Annotated in this window: 12 protein-coding genes; 8 read left to right on the top strand and 4 right to left on the bottom strand. The window is 70.4% G+C overall.

Annotated elements, in window-relative coordinates; all coding sequences use genetic code 11:
- Positions 1–48 precede the first annotated feature (48 nt).
- The 5 genes from P5G52_RS00895 to P5G52_RS00875 all read left to right on the top strand — a co-directional run bounded on the left by P5G52_RS00895 (position 49) and on the right by P5G52_RS00875 (position 8,934).
- Entirely contained in the window at positions 49–5,064 is a 5,016-nt protein-coding gene (locus P5G52_RS00895; protein ID WP_301224106.1) for a rhamnogalacturonan lyase family protein, read from the top strand.
- Between the two features lie 221 nt (positions 5,065–5,285).
- Positions 5,286–5,627 carry a thiamine-binding protein gene (locus P5G52_RS00890; protein WP_301224105.1) on the top strand — a complete coding sequence of 114 codons (342 nt, stop codon included), beginning with the start codon at positions 5,286–5,288 and terminating at the stop codon, positions 5,625–5,627.
- Positions 5,628–5,676: 49 nt separating this feature from the next.
- The gene (locus P5G52_RS00885; RefSeq protein ID WP_301224104.1) at positions 5,677–6,228 is read left to right on the top strand and encodes a GNAT family N-acetyltransferase; all 552 of its coding nucleotides are present in this window, start codon (positions 5,677–5,679) and stop codon (positions 6,226–6,228) included.
- 63 nt (positions 6,229–6,291) lie between these two features.
- Positions 6,292–7,104, top strand: a complete 813-nt coding sequence (locus tag P5G52_RS00880) for a spermidine synthase (RefSeq protein ID WP_301224103.1) — start codon at positions 6,292–6,294, stop codon at positions 7,102–7,104.
- Between the two features lie 99 nt (positions 7,105–7,203).
- Positions 7,204–8,934 carry a cation:proton antiporter gene (locus P5G52_RS00875; RefSeq protein ID WP_301224102.1) on the top strand — a complete coding sequence of 577 codons (1,731 nt, stop codon included), beginning with the start codon at positions 7,204–7,206 and terminating at the stop codon, positions 8,932–8,934.
- Between the two features lie 37 nt (positions 8,935–8,971).
- Here P5G52_RS00875 and P5G52_RS00870 read toward each other — a convergent pair whose 3' ends face one another.
- Positions 8,972–9,889: a LysR family transcriptional regulator gene (locus P5G52_RS00870; RefSeq protein ID WP_301224101.1), complete on the bottom strand. Its 918-nt coding sequence runs from the start codon at positions 9,887–9,889 to the stop codon at positions 8,972–8,974.
- Between the two features lie 117 nt (positions 9,890–10,006).
- Between P5G52_RS00870 and P5G52_RS00865 the strand changes: the two genes are divergently transcribed.
- Entirely contained in the window at positions 10,007–10,828 is an 822-nt protein-coding gene (locus P5G52_RS00865) for a 3-hydroxybutyrate dehydrogenase (protein ID WP_301224100.1), read from the top strand.
- 152 nt (positions 10,829–10,980) lie between these two features.
- Here the strand turns inward: P5G52_RS00865 and P5G52_RS00860 are convergent, their stop codons facing one another.
- Complete coding sequence (locus P5G52_RS00860) at positions 10,981–12,432, bottom strand: NCS2 family permease (protein ID WP_301224099.1); 1,452 nt, start codon at positions 12,430–12,432, stop codon at positions 10,981–10,983.
- Between the two features lie 154 nt (positions 12,433–12,586).
- Between P5G52_RS00860 and P5G52_RS00855 the strand changes: the two genes are divergently transcribed.
- Positions 12,587–13,213: a copper resistance CopC family protein gene (locus P5G52_RS00855; RefSeq protein WP_301224098.1), complete on the top strand. Its 627-nt coding sequence runs from the start codon at positions 12,587–12,589 to the stop codon at positions 13,211–13,213.
- A gap of 25 nt (positions 13,214–13,238) precedes the next feature.
- Here the strand turns inward: P5G52_RS00855 and P5G52_RS00850 are convergent, their stop codons facing one another.
- Positions 13,239–13,892: an FAD-dependent monooxygenase gene (locus P5G52_RS00850; RefSeq protein WP_301224097.1), complete on the bottom strand. Its 654-nt coding sequence runs from the start codon at positions 13,890–13,892 to the stop codon at positions 13,239–13,241.
- Between the two features lie 257 nt (positions 13,893–14,149).
- Here P5G52_RS00850 and P5G52_RS00845 point away from each other — a divergent pair, with 257 nt between their 5' ends.
- The gene (locus tag P5G52_RS00845; RefSeq protein WP_301224096.1) at positions 14,150–15,163 is read left to right on the top strand and encodes a universal stress protein; all 1,014 of its coding nucleotides are present in this window, start codon (positions 14,150–14,152) and stop codon (positions 15,161–15,163) included.
- 46 nt (positions 15,164–15,209) lie between these two features.
- On the opposite strand, the gene P5G52_RS00840 is transcribed toward P5G52_RS00845, so the two are convergent.
- A complete protein-coding gene (locus P5G52_RS00840; protein WP_301224095.1) occupies positions 15,210–15,581 on the bottom strand; it encodes a metallopeptidase family protein in 372 nt (123 codons plus the stop codon).
- Between the last annotated feature and the right edge of the window lie 40 nt (positions 15,582–15,621).

Genomic DNA, 15,621 nt, shown 5'->3' with positions numbered 1-15,621 from the left:
GAAACGACCGCCCCCGTTTTCAATGACGAAACGAGAAGGTACCCCTTCATGCGACACTCCGGTCTCAACCGTGCCCTTTTCCACTCCCCGCTCCTGGCGGGAGCAACCATTCTGGGTCTCTCCCTCGCCGGAACACCGGCTCTCGCCCTCGACCCGCCCCCCGCCGTCGCTGACGCCCCGTCGTCGTCGCTCCCGGTGCCCACCAATGTGCGGATGGCGCGTGTCGCCGGCACCTCGGTGATGCTCCGCTGGAACGAGGTGCCCGGCGCCACCGGGTACGTCGTCTCACGGGCCGACACCGTCGACGGCACCTACACGAAGGTTGCGGAGACAACGGGCGACGTCTTCGCCACCGATACCTCCGTGGACACCTCCGCGCCGCACTTCTACCGCGTCCAGGCCCGCGGCGCCGACGGCATCACCGCTCCCTCCGCTGCCACGGCGTCCAGCTTCTACAACAATCCCCCCGCACTGCCCGACGGCGGAGTGCTCACGTTCGACTTCGGGCCCGGCGCCGTCGCGCCCGGCGCGACCCGGATCGCCGCCACCACGGCCTATGGACCCGGGTCGAGGGCTGGTTTCGTCGACCCGTCGAAGGTCACGGCGACCGACCGCGGGACCGCGGATGCCAACCGGTCCGACTTCGTCACCGTGGGCGACACCGAGCTCGTCGTGGACCTGCCCAACGGCGACTACACCGTGGCCCTCGTCGCCGGTGATGCCGCCGGAGCCACCGATGTTGCCATCGTCGCGGAGCAGATGGCCAAGGTGCAGCCCACCACGCGCACGGCGGGGCAGTACCTCGAGATGTCCTTCGACATCGCGGTGGTGGACGGGCAGCTCAACCTCGATTTCGCGGGAACCGCGGCCAACCTCAACGCCCTCACGCTCACGCGGCAGGCCGACCGCGCGCAGGCCCCGACGCCCACGGTGTGGGTCACGGGGGATTCGACGGTGCAGACGTACCGCTCGGACGTCGCGCCGCAGGCGGGCTGGGGTCAGATGATCGACCGCTTCCTCGACGACGACGTCGCCGTGGACAACAGGGCGATCGGCGGACGCAGCTCGAAGAACTTCATCAGCCAGGGGCGCCTCGACGAGGTGCTTCGCGGCATCAAGCCCGGTGACTACCTCTTCGTGCAGTTCGGGCACAACGACAACAGCTATGGGGTCGACGACCGCTTCGCCGCACCCGCGGACTATTACGAGTACCTGCGCACCTACGTGGACGGAGCACGGCAGCGCGGCGCCACCCCGGTGCTGGTCACGCCGGTCTCGCGCCGGGCGTTCGGGCCCGACGGCAAGGCCGTGGTCTCCTTCCCGGCCTACGTGGAGGCGGCACAGAAGCTCGCCGCCGAGACCGGCACGCCCCTCGTGGATCTCGCGGCCTCCAGCCGCGCCTACCTTGACGAGATCGGCGCCGAGACCGCGAAGTCCGTCTACCTCCACGTCCCTGCAGGCGTCTACCCGAGCCGGCCCACCGGTACCGTGGACGACACGCATTTCCAGGAGTACGGCGCCATCCAGATGGCCCGGCTCGTCGCCGGCGGCATCGCGGCCCTGGACATCCCGCTGGCCGGCGAGATCGAGGAGGCGGAGCCCCCGGCAGCCGTACCGGCAGCGCCGACGGACGTCGTCGTGGCCAGCGTCTCCAATGCGAGCGCGCAGCTGACCTGGGGCGCCGTCGAGGGCGCTGACATCTACCGCGTGTTCCGCAAGGACGCCGGAGCAGCGGACGACGCCTACGCGCTCGTCGCCACCTCGACCCTGCCGCAGGCCGCCGTCCCGGGCCTCGCGGAGGGCAGGGAGTACGACGTCCGCGTCATCGCCGTCAACGGGCGCGGGGAATCCGCCCCGTCCGCCGCGGTCCGGATCGCCACGAAGTCGCCGCTGTACCGGTTCGACGTCCAGCTGGCCGGCTCGCCGGTGATGCCGGGCTACACGGAGGTGAACCAGACCAGCGCATATTCCGCACAGCGCGGCTGGGGCTTCCTGAACACCGCCGGGCTCGCCGGCAGGGACCGGGGGGTCGCGTTCACCCCGCCGCCGACGGATCTCGAGCGGGACTTCCTGCTGCCGACGCCGAGCCACGAGTTCGCCGTGGACGTGCCCAACGGTTCCTATGCCGTCCGTACCTACAGTGGTGACTGGATCGGCAGCAGCCGCTCCAACGTGCAGCTCGAGGGCAAGGACTTCGGATCGGCCAACGCCGGCCGCGCCGCCGTCGCCCAGAAGACGAGCGAGCCCGTCCTTGTCACGGACGGCCAGCTGAACCTCGTGATGACGGGGACGTCGTCGCGCCTGAACGGCATCGAGATCACCCCGCTGCAGCTCGCGCCGTCAGGGCTGGAGCTGAAGGACCTCACCATCGACAGCGAGGGCGTGGCCGTACTCCTCGGCTGGCAGCCCGCCGAGGGCGCCGCCGGCTACCGCGTCTACCGCACGGCGGCCGGCTCCCCGGACCGCGTGGCGGTCGGGGACACCAAGGATGCAGAGTTCACGGACAGGACGGCCGACGTCGGGCTCGAGTACACGTACACCGTCGTCGCGCTTTCCGCGGGCGGTGCGGAGTCGGTGGGCTCCAATGAGCTGGTGCTCACCACGGTGGACCCCGACGTCCCTCCGGCGCCCGTGCCGACGGGGCTCACCCTCGGTGCGGTCAACAAGAACGACGTGACGATCACCTGGACGCCGTCGGACGGTGCACTGTTCTACCAGGTGTACCGCGCCGAGCCGAAAGCCGACGGGTCGCTGGGGAAGTTCGAACTCGCCGGCCGCGCCGACGACGCCTCCTTCACGGACACGGACGTCCTCACGACCATCGAGTACACGTACGCGGTGGCGGCGGTGAACGCGGGCGGCGCGTCCGAGCGCTCGTCGACGATCACCTCGCCGGCGGCCACCACGCTGCAGCGGCAGGCCGAGCGCCTCGACCGCGCTCCGGTCGCCGTGCAGGGCGAGGGCGGCACCTACATCGGCTGGCGCATGCTCGGACTCGACGACGACGACATCGCCTTCCACGTCTACCGGGACGGCGAGCGCATCACCGACGAGCCCGTCGCGTCGAGCACCAACCTGCTGGATGCCGACGGCACGGCGGAGTCCGTGTACCGCGTGAGCTCCGTGGTGGACGGCGTGGAGCGCTGGGCCACCGAGGACTTCGGAGTCTGGGACCAGCAGTACCTCGACGTGCCGATCCAGAAGCCCGCGGACGCCGTCACGAAGGACGGCCAGCCATACTCCTACAAGGCGAGCGACGCCTCCGTGGGCGACGTCGACGGCGACGGCGAGTACGAGGTCATCCTGAAGTGGGATCCGACCAACAGCCGCGACAACTCCCAGGCCGGCTACACGGGCACCGTCTACGTGGATGCGTACGAGCTGGACGGCACGCGGCTGTGGCGGATCGACCTCGGGAAGAACATCCGGGCAGGCGCCCACTACACCCAGTTCCAGGTCTTCGACCTCGACGGGAACGGCAAGGCCGAGGTGACACTCAAGACGGCCGACGGCACCGTGGACGGCGCCGGCACCGTGATCGGTGACGCCGCCGCCGACTACCGGAACTCCTCCGGCTACGTCCTGGGCGGCCCCGAATACCTGACGGTGTTCGACGGCGCGACCGGCGCGGCGATCGACACGATCGACTACGTCCCGGCCCGCGGTGACGTCGGGGCCTGGGGCGATACCTACGGCAACCGCGTGGACCGCTTCCTGGCCGGCGTGGCGTACCTCGACGGCGAGAAGCCGAGTGTCGTCTTCAGCCGCGGCTACTACACCCGGGCGGTGATCGCAGCCTTCGACTTCGACGGCACCCACCTCACCCCACGCTGGACCTTCGACTCCGACGAGTCCGGCAGCCAGTACCGGAGCCAGGGCAACCACGAGTTCTCGGTGGCGGATGTCGACGGCGACCAGAAGGACGAGATCGTCTTCGGCTCCATGACCATCGACGACGACGGCGAGGCGCTCTACACGACGGGCCTCGGCCACGGTGACGCCCTGCACGTCTCCGACTTCGATCCGACCAACCCGGGTCTCGAGGTCTTCGCGGCCCACGAGGACATGAAGTCCTCCGGCAACCGCGGTGCAACCTACCGGGACGCGGCGACGGGCGAGATCCTCTGGTCCATCCCCGCAACACGCGACACCGGGCGGGCCGCCATGGCGGACATCGATCCGAACCACCCCGGCGCCGAAGGCTGGGCCATCGGTGGGGACGCCGCCTACAACTCGCCCGTCGGACAGCTCCGCTCGTCCTCCGGGGAACTGCTGTCGGAGAAGATCCCCGCGGCGAACTTCGTCACGTGGTGGGACGGCGACCTGCTCCGGGAGATCACGGACAACGAGTACGACGCCACAGCGGCCGCAGGGGTGCCAACCATCTCCAAGTGGAACCCGGCAACGCAGGCGGCGGAGGAGATCTACCGGGCCGAGGGCACGCTGAGCAACAACACCACCAAGGCGAACCCGGCCCTGCAGGCGGACCTGTTCGGCGACTGGCGCGAGGAGATCGTGACCCGGACGGCGGATTCCTCCGACCTCCGGATCGCGACCACCGTCGACGTCACCGATCACCGCCTCCGGACGCTGCAGTCGGATCCGGTGTACCGGCTCGGGGTGGCGTGGCAGAACACGGCCTACAACCAGCCCCCGCACACCTCCTACTTCCTGGGCCAGGACATGCAGGCGCCGGCGGCGCCGAGCATCTTCTACACGGGTGAGGACACGGGACCGGGCGAACTGGTCAACCCGGAGCCGGACTTCGTGCCGGAGCCGGCACGAGCCCGGGACCTCGGCAACTCCACGCGCGTGGACCTCGGCCTCGCCGGGGAGAAGTTCGATCGCGGCTCCCACGAGGTCACCCTGGCGAACCTCGAGGCGGACGAGTGGTTCTACGTGTACCTCAACGGCACGGGCCTCGGCTGGCGGAAGGCGTCCGAGGACGGCGAGATCACCGTGACCACGCCCGAGGACACTCGACCGGGCAACAACAAGGTGGTCGTGTTCACCGGAGACGGGGCGCTCTACGGCTGGGAGGCCCTGCGGGTCACCGGTTCCTGACAGCGGCGGTGGCCCGGACGGTCGGCGTCCGGGCCTTCGCCCTGCCCGGCGCCCGGCGTCCGGCGTCCGGCGGCGTACCGGGGCGCACATGCTCCTCTTGGGGCGGGCCGCCGCGCCGGGTGCCCGGACCCGTTGGTTCTCCCCACCGGGTCCGGGCCCCCGCCGCGGCTCTGCGGCAACCGAGCCTCCCGTCGCGGACGCCCGCGTGCCAGACTGGGAGCATGCTCGTAGCCTTCAGCGTCGCCCCGTCCGGATCCTCCGACCTCTCCCGCGACAACCCTGACGGGTCGGTGCACGACGCCGTCGCCGCCGCGGTCGCCATCGTGCGTGAGTCCGGCCTGCCGAACTCCACCGACTCCATGTTCACCACCATCGAGGGGGAGTGGGACGAGGTGATGGCCGTGATCAAGAACGCCACCGAGGCCGTGGGCCGCTACGGCAGCCGCGTCTCCCTCGTGCTCAAGGCCGACATCCGGCCCGGGCGGACCGGCGAGCTGACCGGCAAGGTGCAGCGGCTCGAGGCGGCGCTCGCGGATCAGCAGCAGTTCGAGGGCCATTCCTGACCTCCGGATCTCCCGCCACTCGGTAGCCCAGGGACACTAAACTGGAGTCGTGACACAGCCCCTGCTGACGCTGCCCTACCTGATCCGGCCGGCCACCGTCGACGACGCTGAGGCGTACGCGCGCACGCACGTCGCCGGGCTCCACGAGACGTACGAGCACATCATGCCGCGGGAGTACCACGAGTTCTACGACGCCGAGCTGCCGGGGATGATCGAGCGGCAGCGCGCGGCGTTCGAGGAAGCGCAACGGACCCCCGGCAGCGCGCGGAGCTGGCTGGTGTTCCACGAGGACGGCGAACCGGTGGCGGTCGCGACATCGGGACCGGGACGCGACGAGGACCGGCCGGACTTCGAACTGCACCACATCTACACGCTGAGGTCGACGCACGGCACGGGCCTGGGGCAGCGACTGCTCGACATCGCCATCGGCAGGCAGGGTGCCTACCTCTGGATTCTCAACGGCAACCCGCGGGCCGAGCGGTTCTACGTCCGGAACGGCTTCGCGCCGGACGGCACCTCCCTGCTCTGCGGACCGACCTGGCACTACAAGCCCATGTTCCGTATGCACCGGCCCGACCAGCCGGCTCCCACACGCGGCTAGCATGGAACCCATGCCTTCCGCCCGTCCCGCCCAGCACGATCACCCGCCGGCGGCCCGGTCCTGATGGCGAGGGCCGCGGGCCCGCGGCCCGAGATCGGGGAGTTCCCCATCGACACCGGGACGTGCGAACTCGAACCCGATCCGTACAACCCGAACGGCTGGGTGCTGCGCATCAACGGCGTCCCCAGTTCGCACATCGACCTGGCCGATCCGCTGCAGCTCGACTTCGAATACATGCGGTGGATAGCCTCGCTCGTCGATTCCCGGTGGGCGGCGTCGGACCGGCTCCGCGCGCTCCACCTCGGGGGAGGAGCATGCTCACTCGCCCGCCGCTTCGCCGCTTCCCACCCGCAGGCACGACAGGTCGTCGTCGAACTCGACGGGCGGCTGGCCGACCTGGTGCGGGAGTGGTTCGACCTCCCGCGGGCACCGCTCGTGCGCATCCGCGTCGGCGAGGCGCGCGCCGTGACGGAGTCTCTGAGCGAGGGCAGCCGCGACCTCATCATCCGTGACGTCTTCGCCGGAGCCGTGACGCCCGTCCCGCTCACTACCCGGGAGTTCACGCGTGCCGCCAAGCGCGTGCTCGGGGCCGACGGTGTCTACGTGGTCAACTGCGGCGACAGCCCCAACCTGGCGATGGCCAAGCGGGAAGCCGCGACCATCGGTGCGGAGTTCGCCTATACCGCGATCATCGCCGATCCGGCGATGCTCAAGGGCAGACGCTACGGCAACGTGATCATCGCCGGCAGTGACGCCCCCCTCGGTGAGGACCCGGGGCTGGCCCGCGAACTGCTGGGCGGGGGAGTGCCTGCGCAGATCTGGCAGGACGCGAGGGTGCGGGCGTTCGCCGCGGGCGCGCAGGTCCTCGAGGACTGACAGCGAGGAGCCCCTAGCGCCCTGACGGTCACTCCGGGAAGGGCTCCGCCCGCAGCCGCGCGGGGTTACGCGGTGGTCGACGGCTACTAGGCTTGCACGGTGGAACTGGGACTGCTGGGCATCATCGGAATCGCTGTCCTCGTGGCGGTCGCCGTCCTGTCGAAGCGCGTGGGCGTCGCGGCCCCGCTCATCCTCGTCGTCGTCGGCATCGTCCTCTCCTTCGTCCCGGGGGTGCCGAGCTTCCGCATCCCGGACGAGTGGATCCTGACCGGCGTCCTGCCGCCCCTGCTCTACGCTGCGGCGATCAAGACGCCCGTCACGGACTTCCGCCGCAACCTCACGCCGATCGCGAGCCTGTCCGTGTCGCTCGTCGTCGTCTCGGCCCTCGCCACGGGGCTGCTCCTCCACGCCCTGCTGCCAGGCCTCGGCCTCGCTGCGGCGATCGCCCTCGGCGCCGTCATCAGCCCGCCCGACGCCGTCGCCGCCACGTCGATCGGGCGGCGGCTCGGACTGCCGCCCCGCCTGCTGACCGTGCTGGAGGGCGAGGGGCTGGTCAATGACGCCACGGCGCTCGTCCTCCTGCGCAGCGCCATCGCCGCCTCGGCTGGAGCCCTGACCGGCTTCGGTTCCGCGGTGGGAGACTTCGCCTTCGCCGTCACCGTGGCAGCCGTGGTGGGCTATGCCGTCGGGGTGGTGACGGTGTTCGTCCGCTCGAAGCTCGACGACCCCGTCCTGGACACCGCGCTGTCCCTCGCCGTGCCGTTCATCGCGTTCCTCCCCGCCGAGGAGCTCGGCGCCTCGGGCGTGCTGGCCGTGGTGGTGGCCGGGATCTACACGGGCCATCGCAGCGCGAGCCACTTCGACGCACGCGCACGCATCAGCGAGAACGTGAACTGGCGGACCGTCCAGTTCCTGCTGGAGAACGGCGTGTTCCTGCTGATCGGCCTGGAGATCCGGGGCCTGCTGCAGGACATCGACGAGTCCCTGCTGACGGTGCAGCAGACGGTGGTGATCGGCCTCTTCGCGACCCTCGCCCTGATCGTCCTGCGGTTCCTCTGGGTGTTCCCCCTCGTGCTGCTGATGCGGCGGCTGCCGAGCAGGGCGGAGCGCCGGACGCTGCAGCTGCGCCGCGGCCTCGGCCGGCTGAAGAAGCAGCGGATCCTCGATGCGCGGCAGGAGCGCCGCAAACGGGCCCTGACGAGGATGTACCAGCGCCGCCAGGCGGACCTCGAACTCGAACGGCGCGAAGGGTTCGGCTGGAAGGGTGCCACGGTGCTCGGCTGGTCGGGCATGCGCGGGGTGGTGACGCTCGCCGCGGCGCAATCCCTGCCGTCGTCGTTCGCGTACCGGGAGCAGCTCGTGCTGATCGCCTTCACCGTCGCCGTCACCACGCTGCTGGTGCAGGGCAGCACGCTGCCGGCGCTCATCCGGGTGCTCAGGATCGAGGGCATCGACGTCGACGCCGACCGGGAGGAGGCGGCCACGCTGTTCGACGAGCTGCGCACCGAGGGGCTGCGCGTGCTGGAGGATCCGCAGGCCGTCGTGGGGGAGGACGTCCAGGTGGACGACGACGTGCTGGACCGCGTGCGGACGGACACGGGCATGCGCAGCGAGTTCGAGTGGGAGAAGGCCCGGCTGCCGGAGCAGAAGCTCGTGCGCTCGCCGCACCGCCAGTACCGGGATCTCCGGCTCGCCGTGCTCGCGGCAGAGCGTGAGGCACTGCTTGCAGCACGGTCGCGCGGGACCTACTCCTCACGGGTGCTGGCGAAGGCGCAGCGCATCCTGGACGTCGAGGAGACACGGCTCCGACCCCGGGGCGGTTCGTCCTAGTCGTCCGCGGTCCGCGGCGCGCGTCAGGTCGGAGATGTCAGGGGTGCGGCGCTCCGGTGGGAGCGGACCGGCCCAGGAGCTGCGGTTCCAGTGACCGCGTCCCCTCCCGCAGCGCCTCCACGACGGCGGCGACAGCGGGTTGGCGCAGCGAGTCGGGCCGGACCACGAGCCAGTAGTCCAGCTGCTCCGCGACCAGGCCCGGGAGGAGGCGCACGAGGTCCGGATGGCGGTCCGCCATGAAGCACGGGAGGAGGCCGAGCCCCGCGCCGGCCCGCGTGGCCTCGACGTGCACGAACACGTTCGTGGAGCTCAGGGCATCACGCATGGAGGGCAGCAGGCGCCGTGGCGCGTCCAGGCTGTCGACCTGCAGCATCGAGTCGATGAAATAGACGAGCGGATGGGTGACCACCTCGGCCAGGTCGGACGGCGAACCATGCGCCCCGAGGTAGTCCCGCGACGCGTAGAGGCCGAGCACGTAGGCGCCCAGCCGCGTCGCCTCGGCACGGTGCACCTGCGGTTCCCCGACCACCACCTCGAAGTCGAGTCCCGTGCGCGTCTGCGAGGCCCTCCGCGTGGCGGCGACGATCTCGATGCTGAGCCGCGGATTGGCGGACCGCAGGCGTGCGAAGGCCGGGGCGGCGACGAAGGCACTGAAACCGTCCGTGGCACTCATCCGCACGACGCCGGTCAGCGCCCCGGCGTCGTCGCCGGCCAGTTCGGCGACGGCCGCAGCCACGCCCGCCGCCGCATCGGCAGCGCGCCGGCCCAGGTCCGTCAGTTCCCACCCGCCCGCGCTGCGGGAGAGGACATGGCCTCCCAGGGCCTTCTCGAGGGCCGCGATCCTGCGGGAGACGGTCGTATGGTTCAGGCCCAGGGAATCGGCCGCGGTGGTGAACCGCCCGCTCTGGGCGACGGCCCGCAGGACGAGGAGATCCTGGGCATTGGGGGCAACCATCTGTGCAGTATCGCAGACGAGGGGTGCCGAAGTGGTCATTGGTCCGGCCCCGCCCTGCAGGAATACTCAGGAGGAGTGCGGGGAGTGACCCCGCCACCACGTACGGGAAGGAAAGCCATGAGCCTCGATGAAGCGGCTGCGGGGCGCCCCGGTCCTGCAGCGCACAACCGTTCCGAGTCCCTCCAGCAGCAGGCGGGCAGCCTTGCCGGCCGGCGGGCGGTGATCACCGGAGGGGCGAGCGGCATCGGCGCGGCCTGCGCGCGGGCCCTCGCCGCTCGCGGGGCCGCTGTGGTCGTCGCCGACCGCGATGGACAGGGCGCTTCGGCCCTCGCGAAGGAGCTCGAGGGGGAGTCCTGGGCGGTCGACCTGCTCGATACGCCAGCCCTCGAGGACCTCACGCTCGACGCGGACATCCTCGTGAACAACGCCGGCATCCAGACGGTCAGTCCCATCCAGGACTTCCGCCCGGAGGACTTCCGCCGGATCCAGAAGCTCATGGTGGAGGTGCCGTTCCTGCTGATCCGCGCCGCGCTGCCGGGGATGTACGCGCGGGGCTTCGGGCGGATCATCAACATCTCCTCCGTCCACGGCCTGCGTGCCTCGCCCTTCAAGTCGGCCTACGTCACTGCGAAGCACGCACTCGAAGGGCTCTCGAAGGTCACCGCCCTCGAAGGCGGGGAGCACGGCGTCACGAGCAACTGCGTGAACCCGGGCTACGTGCGCACGCCCCTGGTCGAGAACCAGCTCGCGGACCAGGCGCGCCTGCACGGCATCAGCGAGGACGAGGTGCTGTCGAAGATTATGCTCACCGAATCCGCCATCAAGCGCCTCGTGGAGCCCGAGGAGGTCGCCTCCCTGGTCGCATGGCTCGCGGACGACGACGCCGGCATGGTCACGGGTTCGTCCTACGTCATGGACGGCGGCTGGTCGGCCCGCTGACCGGCCCTGGCGGCCCCACGAACGACAGGCGCCGACGACAGGCGCACCGAAAAGCAGCGCCACGAAAGCCAGGCGCCACAAACGACAGGCGCCCCACGGACGGGCGACGACGGCGGCCCCCAGCCGCCGTCGTCGCTCCTGCCGCGCAGCGATCAGATGCCGAGGAGTTCCTCGATGGGTCCGATGCCGAAGAAGACCACGAAGGCCGCGGCCACGGCCCACATCAGCGGGTGCACCTCGCGCGCACGGCCCTGGATGGCGCGGATCAGCACGAAGGCGATGAAGCCGGCACCGAGGCCGTTCGCGATCGAGTAGGTGAATGGCATGAGCGTGAAGGTGAGGAAGGCCGGCAGGGCGACGCCCCAGTCCTCGAAGTCGATGCGGCCGACCTGCGACACCATCATGAAACCGACGACCACGAGGGCGGGCGCCACGGCCTCGAACGGCACGAGGCTGATGAGCGGGGTGAAGAACATCGCGAGGAGGAACAGCAGGCCGGTGACCACGTTCGCGAGGCCCGTCCGGGCGCCCTCTCCGATGCCGGCGCCGGATTCGACGTAGATCTGGTTGGACGACACCGAACCGGCACCGCCGGCGACCGCGCCCAGGGCATCGACCACGAGGACCCGGTTGACGCCCGGGATGTTCCCCTTGGCGTCGACGAGCTTCGCCTCGTTGGCGAGGCCGACCATCGTGCCCATCGCGTCGAAGAAGATGCTGAGGAGGATCGTGAAGGTCAGCAGGACCGCGGCGGTTCCGCCGAGGTGGCCGAAGGCGCCGAACGGGCTCACGTTGCCGATGAGGCTCAGGTCCGGGACGCCGACCCACGAACCGGTGGGCAGCTCGGGAACCACGAGGGACCAGCCCGCGGGGTTGGGCTCCTGGCCCGGCGCGACGCTCGGGCCGACGTTGATGACGGCTTCGATGACGACGGCGAGTACCGTCGCGGCCAGGACGCCGATGAGGATCGCTCCGCGCACCTTCCGGACCACGAGTGCGATGGTCAGGATGAGGCCGAAGACGAAGACCAGGGTCGGCCAGCCGATGAGGACCCCACCGAACCCGAGGCCGACGGGGACGGTGGTGTTGGCGACGTCGGGCACGCGGCGGACGAAGCCCGCGTTGACCAGGCCGATCAGGGCGATGAACAGACCGATGCCTACGACGATCGCCGTTTTCAGGCTCTCGGGGACGGCGTTGAAGACCGCCGTCCGGAACCCGGTCAGCACCAGGACGAGCATGGTGAGGCCGGCGAGCATGACGAGGCCCATGATGTCCGGCCAGGTCAGGCCGGGGTTGGTTGCGACCGTGATGGCCACGAAGGCGTTGACGCCGAGTCCCGTGGCGAGCGCGAACGGGTACTTGGCCCACGCGCCCATGACGATGGTCAGGATGCCGGCCACCAGCGCGGTCACGGCGGCGACCCGTTCGAAGCCGAGTTCGGCGCCCGAGGAATCGGCGCCGGCGAGGATGAGCGGGTTGAGCACCACGATGTAACTCATGGCGAAGAAGGTGGCGAGGCCGCCGCGGATCTCACGGGAGAACGTCGACCCCCGCTGCGTGATGTCGAAGTAGCGATCCAGCGCGGAACCAGTTTTGAGCATGGGGGATCCTAGGGCGGAAGGGTCGGGGAGCAATCGCGATGAATTCTATCCCGAGCATGCGGCGGGGAGACGTCCCGTGACGGCCGTCCCACTCCCCGCCGCCCTCCTGCAGAAGGTCCAGCACCTCCTCAGGGTCTCCGCGTAGGGTGGGATCATGGCTGCCTCTTCTCTCCTGCCCGTCCAGCACCCGGTGACCGCGCACGGCGGACGGGGTCGTCCTGCCTTCTCGGGCGGAGCCCTCGTCGGGGCCGTCCTGCTGGCACTCGCCCTCCTCCTCGGAGGCGGCGCCGCCGCGAACGCCCACGACGAACTGGCCGGCAGCAATCCGGCGTCGGGCGCCACCATCGAGGTGCTGCCGCCCAGCCTGGAACTCAGCTTCTCGAACGTGCCGTCCGGGATCGGCGCCCAGGTGCAGGTCCTCGACGCGTCCGGCACGGATTGGGCCGACGGGCCCGTGCAGATCGTCGACCGGACGGCCACCCAGCCTCTGCGTTCGGGTGCGGAGGCCGGGGAGTACACCGTCAACTGGCGCGTCGTGTCCTCTGATTCGCACCCCATCGAGGGCACCTTCGTCTTCACCACTCAGCAGGGCTCGACGACGGTCCCGGACACCGCGACCACCCAGGGCCCGTTGGATGTGGAGGACGCCCCGGCCGCAGAGACTCAGACGGCCGGAGTGAGCGACTTCCCTTGGAGCATTCTGCTGATGATCGTGGCGCTGGTGGCGATCGCCGTCGCGCTCGCCGTGACGGCCCGGAAGCGGCTCGGCGCCGGCAAGTAGGGCTGGGCAGGGAGGACCGGGCGGGTCAGGCTCCGAGCGACGAGAGGGCCGCGCGCGGCGGGGTGATGCGGCTGAGGGCGGCCGGCCCCTGCTCGACGATGGCGTCGCTCACGAGCTTCGCCTGGCGCACGATCTCCCGGGTGGTGGGCGTCAGCAGTTCGCCGACGCCGACGAGGTGCAGGCCGATCGCGCGAAGGGCCGCCTTGAAGTCCCGGCCGATCGCGATGCCCATGGAGCGCAGGAACCTCCGCAACTCGTTCTGGGGGTATTTGGTGAGCACGACGTGGTCGGCGAGGAGGACGCCGTCGGCCGTCTGCACCGCCCACTTCTTGCGGCCCACAGGGCCCGTGATCAGCTTCGGGTGCCCGATGATGCTGAGATGTTCCGCGACCGTGGTCTGCCGGACATCGAGATGGTGGGCGGCGGCATAGCCGCGGAGGAGCCGCATGAGTTCTGTGCGCTCCGAGAGGGAGACGGAATCCGTCATGACCGTGCGCATCGCCCCGGAGTCGAAGCACTCGAGGCTTTCCACGACGATGGAGTCGATGCCGCGTCGGCTGAGCTCGCTCGCGACGGCGAGGCCGGACAGCCCCGAACCGATGACGACGGTGCTCGTATGCTCCATGGCCGCGGACATCGCGGACGCAGAGCGGACAGGGTCGAGCGGCAAGGAATCCACCGAGTTACCTCCACACGAAGCTGAATACCGTACGGCCCGGCGCCTCTTCCGGGCCGTACGGACTCTTGGCTGCGAACGGGTCAGTCAAGAGCACTACGCGCAGGGGTGTCCCGGCTCTTGAGGGCCGGCCCCCGCTACGGGTCACTGAAGCCTATATAACTTTTCAAACCGTGGATAGACCGGCGAACCCCAGTGCGCTACAAATGGGGGACCGGTCGCTTGGGGCGGCGGGGACACGCGACCGAGGGAGGCCCGCCGTGGGCAGAGGGCACGCAGAAGAATCGTCGCAGGGGCTGGAGCAGCACGGGATCGTGGTCGGCGTCGACGGCTCCGACCAGAGCACCTGCGCCCTGCTCTGGGCCGCGCGGGAGGCCGAGCGGCGCAAGGCTCCGCTGTACGTCGTGACCGCCTACACCGTGCCGGTGTTCGCGGCGTCGAGCATGGACGCGGGCTACGCGACGGTGGATGACGAGGTCATCCGTGAGAGCGCGCAGACCGTCCTGAACGATGCGGTCACCCACCTCGAGGGCATCGCCGTGGATGTGCACCCGCGGATCGAGACCGGTGACGCCGCCGGGGTGCTGCTGGATCTCTCCGAGGAAGCCGAACTGATGGTCGTGGGCTCCCGCGGCCGCGGCGGTTTCGTGGGCCGCCTGCTGGGTTCCGTCAGCAGTGCCCTGCCCGCGCACGCCAAGTGCCCGACGGCGGTCATCCCGGTGTGCACGGGAGCGCGCCTAGGGCATCCGGAGCTCGGCCGGAAACCAGGCAAGGACAAGCCGGCCGCCGCCGTGGAACCCATCGTGGTGGTGGGCGTGGACGGTTCGGAGCAGGCCCGCATGGCTTCGCTCGCCGCCGCGGAGGAGGCGCGGTCGCGGGGTCTGTCCCTGCGCGTGATCTGCTCGGTTGCACCCTTCAACGGTTCGCTCGCCTGGGTGCCCGCACCCGTGGACCGGGAGGCGCTCCATGCGGACCTCGCGGTGCAGCTCGCAGCCGGTCGTGACTGGCTCAAGAGCCACTACCCCGACGTGGACATCCGGGTGGACCTGATGGACGGGCCTCCCGCGGAGGTGCTCATCGAGGCGTCGGCGACTTCGGAGCTGCTGGTGGTGGGCACGCGGGGCCGCGGCGGCTTCGCGGGCATGCTGATGGGGTCGACGAGCCAGGGAGTGCTGCATCACGCGCGTGGACCCGTGCTGGTGGTTCCGGACAGGCCGGACCCGCGGCTCGAGGACCGGAGCTCGTTCGGTCCGATGATCGCACCGGCCCGCTGATCGGGCCAGGCGGCGCCCGGCCGCCCGCGCTGTGGAGCGCGCCGGGTCAGCTCCACCCCAGTTCGTGGAGCCGGTCGTCGTCGATGCCGAAATGGTGGGCGACCTCGTGCACCACGGTCACGAGGATCTCCTCCACCAGTTCCTCGCGCGTGGAGCACAGCCGCATGAGGGGCCCGCGGAAGATGCTGATGCGGTCCGGCAGGGACCCTGCGTCCCACCACGAGTCCCGCTCCGTGAGGGGCGTCCCTTCGTACAGTCCCAGCAGTTCCGTGTCGGCGGGCTCGCCCGGCCCGGGCTCGTACTCCTCGACGACGAAGATGGCCACGTTGTCCATCGCACGCGCGAGGTCGTCGGGGATCCTGTCGATGGCGTCGTCGACGGCGTCGTCGAACTCTTCCCGTGGGATCTCGAATGGCACGAGAAGATCGTACAGACCGCTCGACCGCCCGACCTGCCAC

It is taken from the genome of Arthrobacter burdickii (genome assembly GCF_030433645.1).
In the GTDB taxonomy this organism is placed as follows: domain Bacteria; phylum Actinomycetota; class Actinomycetes; order Actinomycetales; family Micrococcaceae; genus Arthrobacter_D; species Arthrobacter_D burdickii.
Note: the sequence above shows the minus strand (reverse complement) of the source record. Positions and strands in the feature narration are given on the sequence as shown.

Bases quoted from the DNA above. Each gene is read 5' to 3' on its own strand.
- P5G52_RS00890 (WP_301224105.1), top strand. From the start codon at position 5,286: ATGCTCGTAGCCTTCAGCGTCGCCCCGTCCGGATCCTCCGACCTCTCC.
- P5G52_RS00895 (WP_301224106.1), top strand. From the start codon at position 49: ATGCGACACTCCGGTCTCAACCGTGCCCTTTTCCACTCCCCGCTCCTG.
- P5G52_RS00860 (WP_301224099.1), bottom strand. From the start codon at position 12,432: ATGCTCAAAACTGGTTCCGCGCTGGATCGCTACTTCGACATCACGCAG.
- P5G52_RS00870 (WP_301224101.1), bottom strand. From the start codon at position 9,889: ATGGTTGCCCCCAATGCCCAGGATCTCCTCGTCCTGCGGGCCGTCGCC.
- P5G52_RS00855 (WP_301224098.1), top strand. From the start codon at position 12,587: ATGGCTGCCTCTTCTCTCCTGCCCGTCCAGCACCCGGTGACCGCGCAC.
- P5G52_RS00865 (WP_301224100.1), top strand. From the start codon at position 10,007: ATGAGCCTCGATGAAGCGGCTGCGGGGCGCCCCGGTCCTGCAGCGCAC.
- P5G52_RS00880 (WP_301224103.1), top strand. From the start codon at position 6,292: ATGGCGAGGGCCGCGGGCCCGCGGCCCGAGATCGGGGAGTTCCCCATC.